General features: G+C 69.9%; 15 protein-coding genes and 1 tRNA gene. 3 read left to right on the forward strand and 13 right to left on the reverse strand.

All coding sequences use genetic code 11. The features are described from left to right. Window positions 1-3 precede the first annotated feature (3 nt). Together ettA and ACFQ6S_RS19755 are read right to left on the reverse strand one after the other, a co-directional pair. Window positions 4-1,668, reverse strand: a complete 1,665-nt coding sequence (gene ettA / locus ACFQ6S_RS19750; RefSeq protein ID WP_383410965.1) for an energy-dependent translational throttle protein EttA — start codon at window positions 1,666-1,668, stop codon at window positions 4-6. 132 nt (window positions 1,669-1,800) lie between these two features. After that, window positions 1,801-2,427: a hypothetical protein gene (locus ACFQ6S_RS19755; protein WP_383410968.1), complete on the reverse strand. Its 627-nt coding sequence runs from the start codon at window positions 2,425-2,427 to the stop codon at window positions 1,801-1,803. Between the two features lie 283 nt (window positions 2,428-2,710). Here ACFQ6S_RS19755 and ACFQ6S_RS19760 point away from each other — a divergent pair, with 283 nt between their 5' ends. Both ACFQ6S_RS19760 and ACFQ6S_RS19765 read left to right on the forward strand, forming a co-directional pair. Continuing rightward, the gene (locus tag ACFQ6S_RS19760) at window positions 2,711-3,151 is read left to right on the forward strand and encodes a VOC family protein (RefSeq protein ID WP_383410971.1); all 441 of its coding nucleotides are present in this window, start codon (window positions 2,711-2,713) and stop codon (window positions 3,149-3,151) included. Window positions 3,152-3,382: 231 nt separating this feature from the next. Beyond that, a complete protein-coding gene (locus ACFQ6S_RS19765; protein ID WP_383410974.1) occupies window positions 3,383-3,676 on the forward strand; it encodes a hypothetical protein in 294 nt (97 codons plus the stop codon). 263 nt (window positions 3,677-3,939) lie between these two features. On the opposite strand, the gene ACFQ6S_RS19770 is transcribed toward ACFQ6S_RS19765, so the two are convergent. The 4 genes from ACFQ6S_RS19770 to ACFQ6S_RS19785 all read right to left on the reverse strand — a co-directional run bounded on the left by ACFQ6S_RS19770 (window position 3,940) and on the right by ACFQ6S_RS19785 (window position 10,384). Further along, window positions 3,940-5,376, reverse strand: coding sequence for a Cys-Gln thioester bond-forming surface protein (locus tag ACFQ6S_RS19770; protein ID WP_383410977.1), 1,437 nt, complete (start codon window positions 5,374-5,376; stop codon window positions 3,940-3,942). Window positions 5,377-5,636: 260 nt separating this feature from the next. Then, window positions 5,637-6,098, reverse strand: coding sequence for a single-stranded DNA-binding protein (locus tag ACFQ6S_RS19775; protein WP_383410980.1), 462 nt, complete (start codon window positions 6,096-6,098; stop codon window positions 5,637-5,639). A gap of 266 nt (window positions 6,099-6,364) precedes the next feature. Next, entirely contained in the window at window positions 6,365-8,773 is a 2,409-nt protein-coding gene (locus tag ACFQ6S_RS19780; protein WP_383410983.1) for a GTPase, read from the reverse strand. A gap of 3 nt (window positions 8,774-8,776) precedes the next feature. Further along, window positions 8,777-10,384, reverse strand: coding sequence for a dynamin family protein (locus tag ACFQ6S_RS19785; RefSeq protein WP_383410986.1), 1,608 nt, complete (start codon window positions 10,382-10,384; stop codon window positions 8,777-8,779). Between the two features lie 320 nt (window positions 10,385-10,704). On the opposite strand from ACFQ6S_RS19785, the gene ACFQ6S_RS19790 reads away from it, so the two are divergent. Then, window positions 10,705-10,777, forward strand: a tRNA-Arg gene (locus tag ACFQ6S_RS19790). Window positions 10,778-10,956: 179 nt separating this feature from the next. On the opposite strand, the gene ACFQ6S_RS19795 is transcribed toward ACFQ6S_RS19790, so the two are convergent. From ACFQ6S_RS19795 to ACFQ6S_RS19825, 7 genes are all read right to left on the reverse strand, one after another. Beyond that, entirely contained in the window at window positions 10,957-12,351 is a 1,395-nt protein-coding gene (locus ACFQ6S_RS19795) for a tyrosine-type recombinase/integrase (RefSeq protein ID WP_383410989.1), read from the reverse strand. Then, window positions 12,351-12,548, reverse strand: coding sequence for a helix-turn-helix transcriptional regulator (locus tag ACFQ6S_RS19800; RefSeq protein ID WP_383410992.1), 198 nt, complete (start codon window positions 12,546-12,548; stop codon window positions 12,351-12,353). Before ACFQ6S_RS19800 ends, ACFQ6S_RS19795 begins: the two co-directional genes overlap by 1 nt. Next, window positions 12,545-13,924: a replication initiator protein RepSA gene (repSA, locus tag ACFQ6S_RS19805; protein WP_383410995.1), complete on the reverse strand. Its 1,380-nt coding sequence runs from the start codon at window positions 13,922-13,924 to the stop codon at window positions 12,545-12,547. The genes ACFQ6S_RS19800 and repSA overlap by 4 nt, the downstream gene beginning before the upstream one ends. Continuing rightward, the gene (locus ACFQ6S_RS19810) at window positions 13,917-14,099 is read right to left on the reverse strand and encodes a hypothetical protein (RefSeq protein WP_383410998.1); all 183 of its coding nucleotides are present in this window, start codon (window positions 14,097-14,099) and stop codon (window positions 13,917-13,919) included. Before ACFQ6S_RS19810 ends, repSA begins: the two co-directional genes overlap by 8 nt. 89 nt (window positions 14,100-14,188) lie before the next feature. After that, on the reverse strand, window positions 14,189-14,509 hold the full coding sequence (locus ACFQ6S_RS19815; RefSeq protein ID WP_383411000.1) for a SpdD-like protein: 321 nt from the start codon (window positions 14,507-14,509) through the stop codon (window positions 14,189-14,191). 24 nt (window positions 14,510-14,533) lie between these two features. Beyond that, window positions 14,534-14,689: a hypothetical protein gene (locus ACFQ6S_RS19820; protein WP_093746058.1), complete on the reverse strand. Its 156-nt coding sequence runs from the start codon at window positions 14,687-14,689 to the stop codon at window positions 14,534-14,536. Window positions 14,690-14,701: 12 nt separating this feature from the next. Next, window positions 14,702-14,893, reverse strand: a complete 192-nt coding sequence (locus ACFQ6S_RS19825) for a mobile element transfer protein (protein WP_383411003.1) — start codon at window positions 14,891-14,893, stop codon at window positions 14,702-14,704.

The raw sequence follows: 14,893 nt of genomic DNA on the forward strand, positions 1-14,893 counted from the left end.
CGATCAGCCCCGGGTCAGCTTCTTGTAGGTGGCACGGTGCGGACGGGTGGCGTCCGCGCCGAGCCGCTCGATCTTGTTCTTCTCGTACGACTCGAAGTTGCCCTCGAACCAGAACCACTTGGACTCGCCCTCGTAGGCGAGGATGTGCGTGGCGACTCGGTCGAGGAACCACCGGTCGTGGGAGACGACCACGGCCGCACCCGGGAACTCCAGCAGCGCGTTCTCCAGGCTGCTGAGGGTCTCGACGTCGAGGTCGTTGGTCGGCTCGTCGAGGAGCAGCAGGTTGCCGCCCTGCTTGAGGGTGAGCGCGAGGTTGAGGCGGTTGCGCTCACCGCCGGAGAGAACGCCGGCCGGCTTCTGCTGGTCGGGGCCCTTGAAGCCGAAGGCGGAGACATACGCACGGCTCGGCATCTCGACCTGGCCGACGTTGATGTAGTCGAGCTCGTCGCTCACTACGGCCCACAGCGACTTCTTCGGGTCGATGTTCTCGCGGCTCTGGTCGACGTACGAGATCTTGACGGTCTCGCCGACCTTGATGGTGCCGGAGTCGGGGGCCTCGAGCCCCTGGATCATCTTGAAGAGCGTGGTCTTGCCGGCGCCGTTCGGGCCGATGACCCCGACGATCCCGTTACGCGGCAGCGTGAAGCTCAGGTCGTCGATGAGGACCTTGTCCCCGAAGGCCTTGGAGAGGTTGTTGACCTCGACGACGATGGCGCCCAGCCGCGGGCCCGGCGGGATCTGGATCTCCTCGAAGTCCAGCTTCCGCATCTTGTCGGCCTCGGCGGCCATCTCCTCGTAGCGGGCCAGACGCGCCTTGGACTTGGCCTGGCGCCCCTTGGCGTTGGAGCGGACCCACTCGAGTTCTTCCTTGAGCCGCTTGGCCCGCTTGGCGTCCTTCTGCCCCTCGACCTTGAGACGGGTCTGCTTGGTCTCCAGGTACGTGGAGTAGTTGCCCTCGTACGGGTAGGCGCGGCCGCGGTCGAGCTCGAGAATCCACTCGGCGACGTTGTCGAGGAAGTACCGGTCGTGGGTGATGGCCACGACGGTGCCCGCGTACTTGGCGAGGTGCTGCTCCAGCCAGTTCACGGACTCGGCGTCGAGGTGGTTGGTGGGCTCGTCGAGGAGCAGCAGGTCGGGCGCCTCAAGCAGCAGCTTGCACAGCGCGACGCGGCGCTTCTCACCACCGGAGAGGTTGACCACGGGCCAGTCGCCGGGCGGGCACCCGAGGGCGTCCATCGCCTGCTCGAGCTGGGCGTCGAGGTCCCAGGCGTTGGAGTGGTCGAGGTCCTCCTGAAGCTTGCCCATCTCGTCGAGCAGCGCGTCGGAGTAGTCGGTGGCCATCAGCTCGGCGATCTCGTTGAACCGGTCGAGCTTGCCCTTGACCTCGGCGACACCCTCCTGGACGTTCTCCAGGACGGTCTTGTCGTCGTTCAGCTTGGGCTCCTGCATCAGGATCCCGACGCTGTACCCGGGCGACAGGTACGCGTCACCGTTCGACGGCTGCTCGAGGCCCGCCATGATCTTCAGAACGGTCGACTTACCGGCACCGTTCGGGCCGACGACGCCGATCTTCGCTCCGGGGAGGAAGTTCAGGGTGACGTCGTCGAGGATCACCTTGTCGCCGTGCGCTTTGCGCGCCTTGCGCATGGTGTAAATGAACTCAGCCAAGAGAAACCGTCCGGCAGCTTGAAATCAGGCAGTGGGCAGATACACCCCATCTTGCCGGATCGCCACCCCTGGGGGGAAACGGGTATGGGCGGGGGGCTCTGACCTGGGGTTTCACTGCCGCAGCAGGGCCGCTCACTCAAGCGGCCGGGGCGCCACCCGCAGCTGCTCGCTGTAGAGCCAGGTGAAGGTGCGGTCCGGTTCGAGGTGGGCGTCGCCCCAGTGGATGACGTGGATGCCGTTCTCCGGGTCGGCCGTGAAGAAGAGACACACGAGCTTCGTGGATGCGCCGAGGGCCTCGAAGGTCTCGTGCAGCTCCTCGTACTCCTCGGTCGTGAGCTCGTCGTCCAGGGGGAAGAGGGTGTCTTGTGGGTCCGGGCCGTGGCTCAGGAGCATCCGACGGCGCGTGGGGGAAGCGTTGGCTGCCAGCCGGGCCCGTTGGAGGGGCTTGGGGCGGTCGGCGTATTTAAAGGGGAAAAGTGCGTGGTCGTTGATGACGGCGTACTCATATCCGCGCACGTCCCGCACGGCTTCGTCGAGCTCACGAGCCGTATCCGCGAGGTTCTCCCGCACCGCCTCGGCCAGGGTGACGCCGTACGGGCTGCGCTTCTTCAGCCTCGCGGTGAGGTGCACCGCATGAGCCCGCCCGTGGGCCCTGGCCAGCTGCTCCGGAATCGCCTCGCCGAGCCTGCCGGCGTGCCGCCCGAACCGCTCCACGGCCCAGTCCGACGGCTCACCGTGGTTACCACCCAGCACGGACATGCAGAGTCCCCTCCCCCAGTCACCCCGCTTACCAAATGTGTGACACGTGCATAAAGCATCAACAAGGGAGCGGATCCGGCCACGCGGCGCGAAGGGTCGCTGTGATCGTCGGCGCCTTCGACACGTATGCGACAGGGGAGCGCCAACGTCCACCTGCTACGGCGAAGCGCGATCCATATTTTTTGGAGTTCGGCGGTCCACGGATGTCGAGAACGTGCCACCGGCTCCGTCCCAGCAACATCAGCGACCACCACCGGCCGCACGAGGATGAAGGAGAACCAGCATGGCGATTCAGCGGATGGACAACGTCGGCATCGTCGTCGAGGACATGGACGCCGCCATCGCGTTCTTCGTGGAACTCGGCATGGAACTGGAGGGCAGGACGGAGGTCGAGGGCCTCGTCGCCGACCAGTGCACCGGACTCGACGGCGTCCGCTGTGACATCGCGATGGTCCGGACCCCGGACGGTCACAGCCGGCTCGAGCTGGCGAAGTACCGCAGCCCCGCGGCGATCAGCGCCGGGCCGCGCAACCGGCCGCACAACATTCTGGGCACGCACCGCGTCATGTTCGCCGTCGACGACATCGAGGACACCGTTGCCCGCCTGCGCCCTCACGGCGCCGAACTAGTCGGCGAGATCGCCCGGTTCGAGGACAGCTATCTGCTCTGCTACCTCCGCGGCCCGGAGGGCATCATCGTCGGACTGGCCGAGCAACTGAACTGAGAAGCCACGCTCCGTCGCCGTCTGTCAGTGCCATCGGCGCCGTGCGTCGCGCTCGTCGTCCACGGACGTCCGGCGAAGCCCGGGGCTTCGGGTGGGTAACGCGTTCGGGCAGGAATGGTGTGATTCCCGGCGCGTCGTAAGGACATATACAAATTTTTCACATTAACCTCTCGTAACTGTACGGAGTCGATCTATCACAGATCGCACCCACCTCACTCCATCGGAGATGACATGCACAAGCTTCAGAGGGCTGCCGTCGTGGTCGTCGCCCTTGGCAGCGTCGGCCTGCTGAGCACCGGCACCGCCACGGCCCAGGGCCTCGACGGTCACGGCGGCAAGGGCGGGGACAAGGTCAGCGTGCTGCAGAGCTCCAACTGCAAGTCGCACGACCTGAACCTCGACGTCCTGGGCCAGGTCGGCATCCTCAACGGCGCGCTCGGCAGCGCGCTCAACGGCGAGGGCGACCCGGGCGCGCAGGGCACCCACATCGGTTCGACCATGGGCTGCGACAACAGCGCCTTCTGAGCCGCGGCTCAGAACGGGGACCGGCCGCGTCTCATGCCGTGACGATCTCGGCGTGAGACGTGGGACGGTGGGCGACGGTGCGCCCCAGGCGAGACCTACCGGTGGAGTACGGGCCGTGACGGGCGGCCCATGGGTTGTTCCGCCGACCAAGGCGCACCGAGACCTGCCGAACCGCGCCGGCGCCCCGAAGATCAGGGCCCGATCCGTCTTCGTGGATCGGGCCCTGATCGGCGTTCTGCAGCAAGGAAAAGTGGGGTGCCCCCCTACTCCTGTGCCGACGCTTCCCTCTTCCGTACGACGACCAGGGCCGCGCCGCCGATCACGACAAGGCCGATGGCGATGCCGGCGATCAGGGGGGTCATCGTGGAGCCGCCGGTGGCGGCGAGGTTGGTGTCGTCGGAGTCGGTGCCGACGGTCGCGGGGCTCGGCTCGCTGAGGGTCTGGGTGACGGTGCCCGCCTGTTCGGCCTCGCCCGCCTGCGTCATGCAGTCCAGCACACCGGTGAACCGCTTCTCGAAGCCGCCCGGCCCCTCGATGGTGAAGTCGTAGGCCTGGTCCTCCTGGAGCGGGACCGTGACCGTGCGCGAGGCGCCCGCCGGGATGCTGTACTCGATCCCGAGCAACTCGAAGGTGAAGGGCGCGTCGCCCTCGTTGGCCGCGGTGATGTCGACACCGCCCTTGTCGCAGTTCTCCACCGCGGACAGCGCGGGTATCGCACCGGTCTCCGCCCAGCTCGCGCTCGCCGTCGCCGAGACCGTCGACTCACTGGAGCCGGCCAGGATCTGCGTCTGGCTGCGGCTCTCGGCGGCGAAAGCACGCCCCACCGGCACGGTCGTGGAGGCCTGCACGGTCAGCTCGGCCTGGCCGTCCGGGGTGTCCTCGGGCACGTCGAAGAACACCTGGCCGCCGTCCGCGGCGGTCGTGACGGGCTTGCCGTCCTTGTCCACGAGCCGCACCCCGCTGGTGGCGGCGTCGGCGGGCGGGGTCAGCGTCACGCTGTCCGCGTTGGTGTGCACCGTCACCGGACCGAGCCGCTCACCGGCGTGGCCGGAGACCGCGGGCGGGTCCAGCGTCAGCGACGCCTGGGGCTCGGCCACGCCCCGCGCGCTCTTCTCCAGATAGTCCGCGAGCTTCTCGGCCTGCGGGTCGGCGGCATCGACCCGCACTCCGTCCGAGTAGCGCCAGATGGCCACCTGGGTGCCGGCCGCCGCGTCCTGCTCGGTGAGGCCGCCCTTGAAGCCCGCCTTCTCGGCCAGCGCGGCGAGGTCGTTCACCTGCGGGTAGGAGTTCTCCAGGATCCAGCGGATCCGGCCCGCGTCCTTGTTGGCGCCCAGGGAGGTGCCGCTCCAGGGCGTCTCGTGGTACTTGGCGTCGCGCTGGGTGGGGTTGTGGATGTCGACGCAGTACGTCTGGAGCATGCCGCCGCCGTCGACGGACATCTCGAACAGGCCGGCCGAGATCTCCTGGTCGCCGGAGTCGGTGTGGACGACCGCGGCGCCGTAGGTCTTCAGGCCACCTATGGTGGCGGTCGCCCCGCCCTGGCTCGGCGCTGTCGCGTCGGCGGCGGGCGCGGCCGCGGCGGTGCCGGCGCCCGCCAGCACCGTGGCGGCGACGAGCCCGGACACCAGGGTCGCGGCGGCGAGGCGTGCCGCCCCTCGCCCGCGCGCCGACAGCGCCGACGCTGAGAACGCAGCAAACACAGAATTCCCCTTCGAGCAGGACCCGTTGACGTGGGGGACGGTCCCACCAGCAGCTTCTTGAAGCCCCGAGAGCTATGCCCGGCATCCTAGGGACGCGGCGCAGCAGGCTTCCCCGTGATCTGGTCGGAGGGCCGATCCGACTCGGAATCGTTATCGCCAAGATCCCTTGCGAGCAGGGCTTATCGACAAATCCACCGGGGTCGTTCGGTACGCATTCGTCGATAAGCCGCAGTTCGGTCAGGCCCCACCAGTGACTGACGTCACGTCATCGCCATTGGTTCCGGGGCCTGTTGGTCAACGGGGTCGGCGGGGGGTGTCTCCCAGTCGGGCTCGGGCTGTGCGGGTGCGGCGGGCACCGTCTCCGGCCTCGGCGCGCGTCGGAAGGCCGATGTGCCGCGCGCGAGGTCGTGACCGATCGCCAGCGCGTCGATGTCCGCCGACGTCCAGCTCTGCCCCTCCCGTACGTCCGAGCGCACCTTGAGCCTGCCCTGCACCACGACCGGATCGCCCACGTTCAGCGACGCGGCGGCGTTCGTGGCGAGTTGGCGGTTGGCCCACACCGTGAAGAAGTTGGTGTGGCCGTCGGTCCACTCGTTCTTCCCCCGGTCCAGATAGCGCGAGGTCACCGCCAGCCGGAAGCGGGCGGACGGTCCCGTCGCAAGTTCCCGGAACACCGGCTGTGTCGCCACGTTCCCCACCGCGCAGATGATCGTCTCGTTCATCACGAACCCCTCCCTGGCCCGGCCGTTCACGCCGGGCGGATACGCGTACGGGCCCGTCCCGTACGGCTGCGTCCGACATGACGGCCGCGCCCCGGACACCTCCGGGTGCGCCGCCGTCACCGCGTTCGACCGCGTCCGTCGCGATCGCCGCGAAGCCAGACTGCCTCCGCCGGGCCGAGCCCGCAGAGCCCTGTGGATCACCGCCCGTCTGTGGATATCTCCGCCACCCACAAGGGTGAGCTCCACGTCCCGGGCGGCGCCTCAGCTCACCTCCCCGTGGCCCCCACCCCCATCACCCGCCCGTACTGCTCACGAACCTCCCGGTATCGCAACAGCTCCGCCGCCACCGGATCCAGCACCCGGGCCCGTCCGCATCCGGCCGCCGCTTCTCGAAGCCGTCGTTCCGCATCGGTGCCGTACCGCCGTGCCGGTCCCCGTGCCGCCATCCGGCAGCCCCATTCGACGAGCGGGCCTCCGACGATGCCGGCCGCCATCAGCAGCACCGGCACGCCCAGGTTGGGCTCCATGACGCCGATGATCTGCCCCACCAGCCAGAGCCCGCCCACGATCTGAAGGATCGTCATGGCGGCCTGCACCAGAACGGCCATCGGCCACCAGCCCGGCCGCGGCGGCCGCCCCGGCGGCAGTCCGGCCCGCGCGGCCAACTCGTCCAGCGCCTCGGGCAGCCCCTGGGCCCCCCGTACGGCCGCCTCGCGCACCGCCTGTGCCCACGGCGTGGGCAGCCCGGCCGACGCCTGCTCGGAGACCGTTCGCACCGCCTGCTCCACACGCTGGCGCGCGGTGGCCTCCTCGTCCGTCTGGGTCCGCAGGGACAGCCGTCCCGTCGGTGGTTCGCTGCGGTCCTGGTACCAGCGATACAGCCGCAGCCAGGGCGTCCCGCACGCGCGGTTGGCGTTGCGTAGCCACGCCCGCTCGGCGGCCTCGCCCGCGGCGGTGGCGCCGATGGCGTCCGCGAGCCGGGCGGAGAACTCGTCCCGCGCCTCCTCGCTGAGCCCGGTCCGCCGCCGCGCGGCGTACACGGGCCGCAGCCCCAGCCCGGCGGCGTCCACGTCGGCCGAGATCCGGCGCGCCGCCGCCCCGCGTTCCGCGACGAACTCGCCGAGCGCCTCGCGCAGGTCGCCGACGCCGTCCCCGGTGAGTGCGGACAGCGCGAGCACGACCGCGCCCGGTTCACCGTGCTCGCCGAGCGCGATGCCGTCCTCGTCGAGCAGCCGCCGTAGGTCGTCGAGGACCTGGTCGGTGGCCTCCCCGGGCAGCCGGTCGGTCTGGTTGAGGACGATGAACATGATCTCGGCGTGTCCGGCCATGGGCCGCAGATAGCGCTCGTGCAGGACCGCGTCGGCGTACTTCTCGGGGTCGACGACCCAGATGACCGCGTCCACGAGCGCCAGCACACGGTCGACCTGCTCACGGTGCTGTACGGCCGCGGAGTCGTGGTCGGGCAGGTCGACCAGGACGAGCCCGCGCAGCTGCCCGTCGGCGGCCGCGTTCTGCGCGGGGCGCCGTCGCAACCGGGGCGGGATGCCGAGCCGGTCGATGAGGCCCGCCGCGCCGTCGCTCCAGCTGCACGCGAGGGGCGAGGCGGTCGTCGGCCGTCGTACGCCCGTGTCCGAGATGGTCACTCCGGCGAGCGCGTTGAACAGCTGGGACTTGCCGCTGCCCGTGGCTCCCGCGATGGCAACGACGGTGTGCTGCCCGGAGAGCCTGCGCCGCGCCGCCGCCTCGTCGAGCACCCGGCCCGCCTCGCCGAGCGTCTTGCCGTCGAGCCGGGTGCGGGAGAGTCCGACCAGTTCACGCAACGCGTCGAGCCGTGACCGCAGAGCCCCGTCGTACGCGAGCGGCGTCGCCACCTGTGGCCCCGAGGACGCCCGGGGCTCCACGACTGGGGGCTGCTCGGCAACGGCGTTGCTTTCGTTCACCCGGCGTGCGATCAGACCGTCGTCCCAGGGGGTCGAGGGGTCGGTGCCGGAGGGGGCGTCCTTGCGGAACGAGGCGTCCGCGCGGGAGGGGGACTCCGGGCGGGAGGAAGGTGTCGTACGGGAGGGCGGTGCCGTACGGCGGGAGGGGGCGCTCTCCTTGCGGCCGACGGGGTCGGAGACGCTCCCACGCGCGGGTGTGGTCCCGGCTCTCTTGCCCTCCTTGCCTCCCCTGCCTCCCGCGGGCGTGACGTTGCTGCTGCCCCCGTCCCCGGCGCTGTCGTCGTCGCCGGCGCGGTCTTTGCCGTTGCCGTTGCCGTTGCCGTTGCCGTTGCCGTTGTGGGAGTTACGACCGCCCGGGTCGGGCGCGCTCGCGTGTGCGGCTCCGGCGGCGTCACCCTGACGGCCGTCGTCCGAGTCGGCGGCGTCCTCGCGCGCGGGTGGGTCGCCGAGGCCGGAGGGCTGCTCCACGCGCGCGTCGTCGTCCTCGATCACCCGGCTCTCCCACTTCGCCAGTTTTCTCCAGATCTTGCGCTTGTCCGGCTCCTCGGCGGCGATGACGCCGTCGCTCTCGCCGGGCTGCTCGTCCGGCGTGCGTTCGTCGGCCGAGGGGAGGCCGTTCTCGGCGGCACCCGGCACGGGGATGTCGTTCACGCGATCGTCGTCCTTGCTGACGCGGCGGTCCTCCTGCTGCTGATCGGCGTGTTCCGTGTGGTCCTGGTCAGTGACGGCGGTCACCGGTCACCTCTCCTTCTGCAGTACGGACAGCGCGGCGATGAGTTCGGCCTGGGGATCGGGGTGGACCTCCAGGGCGTCGAGCGGGGCCAGCCGTCGCTCGCGTTCGTTGTGCATGACCCGGTCGAGGTGCTCGGTGAGCAGCCGGCCGGCCCGGTCGCGCAGCCGCAGCGCCCCGTGCGCCCCGATCCGCTCGGCGAGCCCCTCCCCCGCGGACCGCGCCCGGCGGCTGCCCAGCAGCGCGGTGGCGACGAGGGCGGTGACGACCTCGGAGTCCGGAGCGACGCTGCGGTCGAGGTAGCTCACCTCGTCCTCGGCGTACTCCTCGAGCTCGCGCCGCCAGCGCCGTACGGCCATGCCGATGCGGTGTTCGAGGCTCGCCGCCTTCGGATCGCGGTCCGTCAGTTCCGGGGCGGCGGCGGCCGGTTCACGCCGCCAGGCGTCGTCGACGCGCTCGTCGGCGGCGGTGACGGCGCACAGCAGGAGGGTGCTCAGGCTCTCCACCAGTGAGTCGAGAAGCTCACCGGCGGAGCAGTCGAGGGGGAAGGCGCGCCAGCGCTTCAGGGCGTCACCGGCGAGCACGGCGCCGCCCTGGAGCCGGGCACGCACGCGTGCGTACTCGCTGTCGTAGGCGCTGTCGACGGCGGCGGTGAGCCGCAGGGCCGCCGCGTACTGGGCGGCTGCGGCGGCGGCGAGCTCGGGCAGGCGGGCCTTGAGGGAGTCGAGGAGGCCGTAGGCCGTACGGGCCATGACGTGCTCTCGGGCCGCGGGCTCCTGGGCCTGATGGACGAGCCAGGTGCGCAGCGAGGCCACCGCGGTGGCCGGCAGCAGCCCGCCGCCCCAGGCCGACTCGGGCAGCTCGGGCACGGTGAAGCGGGGTACGTCGCCGAGGCCGGCCTTGGTGAGCAGGGCGCCGTACTGCCGCGAGACCTCGGAGACGACCTGGTGGGGCACGCGGTCCAGGACGGTCACGAGGGTGGCGTCGTACTCCTTGGCGGTGCGCAGCAGGTGCCAGGGGACGGCGTCGGCGTACCGGGCGGCCGTCGTGACCATGATCCAGATGTCGGCCGCGCAGATCAGCTGGGCGGCGAGGGCGCGGTTGTCGGCGACGAGGGAGTCGATGTCGGGCGCGTCGAGGAGGGCGATCCCGGCCGGCAGTGAGTCGGCGGTCTCGATCCGCAGCACGCGCGCGGCGTCGTCGCCGGGCATGATCAGCTCCTCGCCCGGGTCCTGTTCGGGTACCCACACGCGGGTGAGGTCGGGCAGTACGCGCATCCCGCTGAACCAGTGATGGTCCTCCGGATGACAGACCAGCACCGGGTTTCGCGTAGTCGGGCGCAGTACGCCCGCCTCCGATACGCGTCGGCCCACCAGAGAGTTGACGAGCGTCGACTTGCCGGCGCCGGTGGATCCTCCCACCACTGCCAGCAAGGGCGCTTCGGGCTCTTTCAGGCGGGGCACCAAATAGTCGTCGAGCTGCGCGAGCAGTTCGTCGCGGTTGGCACGCGCGCGTGGCGCCCCCGCCAGGGGCAGCGGGAAGCGTGCGGCCGCGACACGGTCGCGCAGGGCGGAGAGTGCGTCGAGCAGCTGAGGCCGTACGTCCAAGGTCACCACATGCGAAGAATGCCCAATTTTAGGGGAATTCTGAAGCATATGAGCATGTCTGCGCGCCGATAGGACACAAGGGACGGAAGGGACGACTGGGACACGGGCACAGTCCAGGCATAACGAGTGCACAACACCCGGGGCGGGAGAGGCCAAAAGCGGTGCACGATTCGTACCTGCCTGCGATTATCAGGACCGCTTCACCGAACCTCCACATCGAGCCACGGAGGCGAAGCAACTGGGACACGGATGCGGGAGCCCTATCCTTGTCCCCGGCAACGTCACGGTTCGGCCCACACCCGGGCACCACGAACGAGGCCACACAACCGGCCCCCGTAGCTCAGTGGATAGAGCAGGCGCCTTCTAAGCGCTTGGCCGCAGGTTCGAGTCCTGCCGGGGGCGCCCAGTCTCCGCCCTCCCATCGGGAGGGCGTTTTTGCTGTTCAGAGCAGGTACCGCCCGACATGACCAAGCCCCGGGCCCTCCCCTGACGATCAAGGGAGTGCTCCGGGGCCGTCCGGCTGTCACCGGGTTTTTGCGGGTGGCCGTGTCGAATACGTGTCGAAGTTTCTTGGCCGAAGATCAACCAGCGTCGGGCGGCTCGGGGAGGTCTCCGGCCGCTTCGAGGCGCTTCTTCAAATCAGGAAGCTGCCCTTCGACACAGCGGGCGTACGTGGCGAGGAGTACCGGCACACTGTTCCCGGCCCACTCGGCAACCTGCGCGGGCGGGATCCCGTCGTTGAGCCATTTGGTAAGGCGCGTGTGCCGGTTGTCGTACACCCGCCTTCCCGTGGGCGACTCGAAGACGTGCGGGGGCAAGACAGCCTTGCGCGCACCGCGCCAGGCCCGACGGATGACCGAACCCGCGAGGATGCCACCCGTCTCCCCCTGGAACAGCAGGTCTCCCGGCTTGAGCTGTTCGTCCTCCATGTGCAGCCGCAGGATGCGCGTCAGGGCGGGATGCCCCGGCGCAGTGCGCGTCTCGCCCTCGGCACGGCCCTTCAGGTCGCGTTCCTCGTGGATCTCTCCGGTGTCGGTCCACTGCTTGCCGACCTCCGGAGTCGCCGTGTGGATCAGCAACTCACACCACTGATCCCCGGCGTCAGGGTCGGGAATCGTCACGTCTTCCACTCGCATGGCTATGGCTTCCTCCGGTCGCAGACCGCAGTAGTACAGCGTGGCGAAGAACGCGTGCAGCCGCTTTCCCCCACGGGGCCGGCGCCGGATCCAGTCGAGGAGTGACGCCGCCTGGTCCGCGTTCAGCAAGGACCGCTTGTCCACGGCATTGCTGGTCTTGGTGACAGCCGTCGATTCCTTCCCCTTGGGGAGGGGGTTGGTCCGCAGGACGCGCCGGCGGATGGCGTGCTTCATGACGACGTTCAGGATCCGGCGGTGGCGCTTCCTGGACCAGGCCGCCGCCTGCTTGCCGTCGAGGCGCGTGTCGACGGCTCGCAGGACCTCATCGACCCTCTCTGGCTCCTCCCAGGCCGAGACCGGCAGAGAGTTGCGCTCCACCCACCTGAGGATGGTCACTACGTCCCGCGGGGCGTCCGCACGGCGGGTCACGTTGAACGCCCATTCGCGCAGCGCGGTCCGCACGGCCACCGGGGCGAACTGGGTCGGTTGGGCCCTCAGCAGTGCGATGGTGACCGCCGTCAGGGTCTTGGCGGTGTTCTTACGGCTGTTGCCGCCGAGCTCCGGCCAACGGGCATCCACGTACCCGACGGCGAACGCGTACCAGCTCATAGAAGCCGACTTGGAGCGGTGGGACACCGGCAGCCCAGTGGCGATGACGAAGGCCTCACCCTTCCCCGTGGCCCGGATCAGTTCGGAGCGGAAGCCCTCAGCAAGCGCCACGGTGCCGAAGGGTTCACGCCAGCGCTTGCCCGCGACCACCCAACGCACTGTGTACGTAGTCTTCCGGGCACCCTTGTACGTGAGGATCTTGTACACCTTCACGTCGTACGTGGTCTCCATCAGGCAGCGTCCTCACGGTCGTCGAGCCAGTGGTCGAGATCGCTACGCCGGATCCTCAGGTCGCCGTTCGGAAGCTTGAGGCAACGCGGCGCACGCCGCTTCGCCCGCCAGTCGTAGAAGGTCGAGCGCGAGATGCTCAGCTCCTCGCAGACCTCCGCGAGAGTGAGCATGTTGCGCGAACGAGTGGCGGTGATCATGCTGCAGCTCCTTCCTGGGCGAGCTGGTCGCGTAGGGCTTCGCGGGCTGTTTCGCGGTTGTGTTGGAGGTCGCGGGCGATGGTGGCGGCGAGTTCGGATTCACCAGGGGTGTGGCCGTGTCCGGCGTACTGCCAGTCGGCCAGGACGAGCACCGTGTCGGGTTCGCGGTCCTCCAGGCCGAGGACTGCACGTTCTTGGGCGGCGCGGAAGTCGGCGCGGGCCTGACGGAGTTCGCCGAGGGTGGTGGAGTAGCGGCGGGACTTGGAGGAGAAGTGGCCGCGAAAGCCGAGCATGTGCGCCCAGGCCCACAGACGCCGATCGGGGTAGAGCGGATCGAGCAGCTTGCAGGCTTCGATCAGGCGGCGGGTGTGGTCGGGGACCTGGTGGCGGTCGAGCTCGGAGAGTTCGCCGATGCGGCGGTCGAGGGTGCCGGTGTTCTCAGCGGCCTTGGTCGCGTACTTGGCGACGTAGGAGGCGACGGCCTGTTCGGTGATGTCGGAGCCGTCACCGAACGCTTTAACGGGGCGTACGTCGAGTTGTGTGCCCCAGCGGAAGGTGCGGGCGGGCTGGTCGGAAACGGCCGGCACTGAGACGGAGGTGTACGAGTGCACGGCGGCGGCACGGATCGAGTCCGCGAGCAGTTCGACCATTGCCCAGGCCGGAGGAGCCGTCTCGGGTCCCTCGGGGCCGTCGATCCGGATCACCGCGTGGAAGTGCAGGGCGCCGCGCTTCTGGAACTCCGCCACCTTGCCGTACGAGACGCGCACATGGTCGGCGAGTTCACGGCGGGTGAGTCCGGCGCGGGCAGCGATTTCGCGGCGCAGACGGGTTGTGAAGCGCTGCCACAGGTTGCCCGCGTGATTGTTGAAGAGGACGGCGCCTGCGTAGTCGTACGTGATCGGGTCGAGGGCGGTGCCGAGGGTGGGGTCGTCTGCGGGGTGGCGGGCGCCGCAGCGGCAGGTGCCGTGGTCGGGCCGGTTGTGGACGGGGCCAAAGGAGGGGGCGGTGAGGGTGGCGAAGACGCGGGGGTGGTCGCGGACGGTGGCGGGGATGTCGCGGTGGTCGTCTCCGGCCAGGCCAGCGCGGATGAGGTGGTAGGTATCGCCCGCGTAGGTGAAGGCGCAGGACGGGCAGCGGGAGGCGCGGCGGTTGCCGCAGGCGAGGCGGAGGCGTCCACCAGGCTCGCTCTCGGTGGAGTAGTGGTGCAGAGTCTCGCCGGTTGTCTTGTCTTTGGTGAGGGTCCAGCCGGTGAGGTGGATGGGGTCGGAGCAGCCGCCGGTGCGGCGGATCTGTTCGTGCCAGCGGTCGTAGTCGTCGGCCGAAGCCACCCTCAGCAGGTCGCCAAGGGTGACCGGGTCGAGCAGCTGGTCAGGCACGGGCGCCCTCCCGCGTGCGGAGGGGGCGGGTGCCGGTGCCGTGGCAGGCCGGGCAGTATGCGGTGATGGTCCGCAGGTGGCCTCGGGTGTCGCGGCCGCCGAGGGTAATTGCGGCGGAGGCGTGTCCCTCGCAGTCGGGGCAGATGCGGGGCGGCGGTGTGGTGCGGTGCGTCATGCTGGGGGTTCCTTCCGGGCCTTCGGGTTCGGTAGGGGCAGGGCTCCCGGGCGGCGGAGACTTGGCGGTTGAGGCCGCCCGGGGGCCGGTCAGTGCCGCTTGGCTTCGCTGTTGATGAGCGAGCGGATGACCAGGGCGCATATGGCGACCGAGGCGCCGGTGATGGCGACCGCGAGGAGCATCGAGACCAGCACGGCGCCGACCACCAGGACCACGGCCGTGCCACCACCGATCAGCGCGGCAACGGCGCCCGGGGTGAGCTGGACGGTGGGCCGGGCAGACGCCGGAGCCGGGGTGACCTGTGCGGGGGTGTTGTCCTGGTGCGGGATGACGGCGGTCGGCTCGACGACGGCGGGCGGGGTGATCAGGCTGGTCGGCTGCGGCATGGTCGGGACCTTGGGGCGGAGCATCAGCGGATCTCCATTCGCGGCGGGTTACTTGATGGCGGTGTCGATGACCGGGGCGAGCAGGCTGTCGGCGATGAGGTAGCCGCCCAGAAGCAGCACCAGGACCAGCCAGAGCGGCGGGCGGATGAGCTTGATGCCGAGGTAGCCGACGGCGGCGAGGGCGAACCAGAGGGGGACGTCCATGGCGGTGGCCTCCTAGCGGACGGTGCAGCGGTGGGTGCGGGCGGCGAGTTGGGCGGCGGTCTGGCTGGAGTAGTCGGCGGACCAGCCGCAGCGGTCGTTGGTGCACACGGCGGCGTGCTGGGTACGGCCGTTGCAGTCGCGGTGAGTGCCGATCTGCACGGGGCCGATCCGCATGACGGAGTGGAAGTAGTCGCGGGCAGGCAT

The sequence above is a fragment of the Streptomyces sp. NPDC056479 genome (assembly GCF_042795335.1).
Taxonomy (GTDB): domain Bacteria; phylum Actinomycetota; class Actinomycetes; order Streptomycetales; family Streptomycetaceae; genus Streptomyces.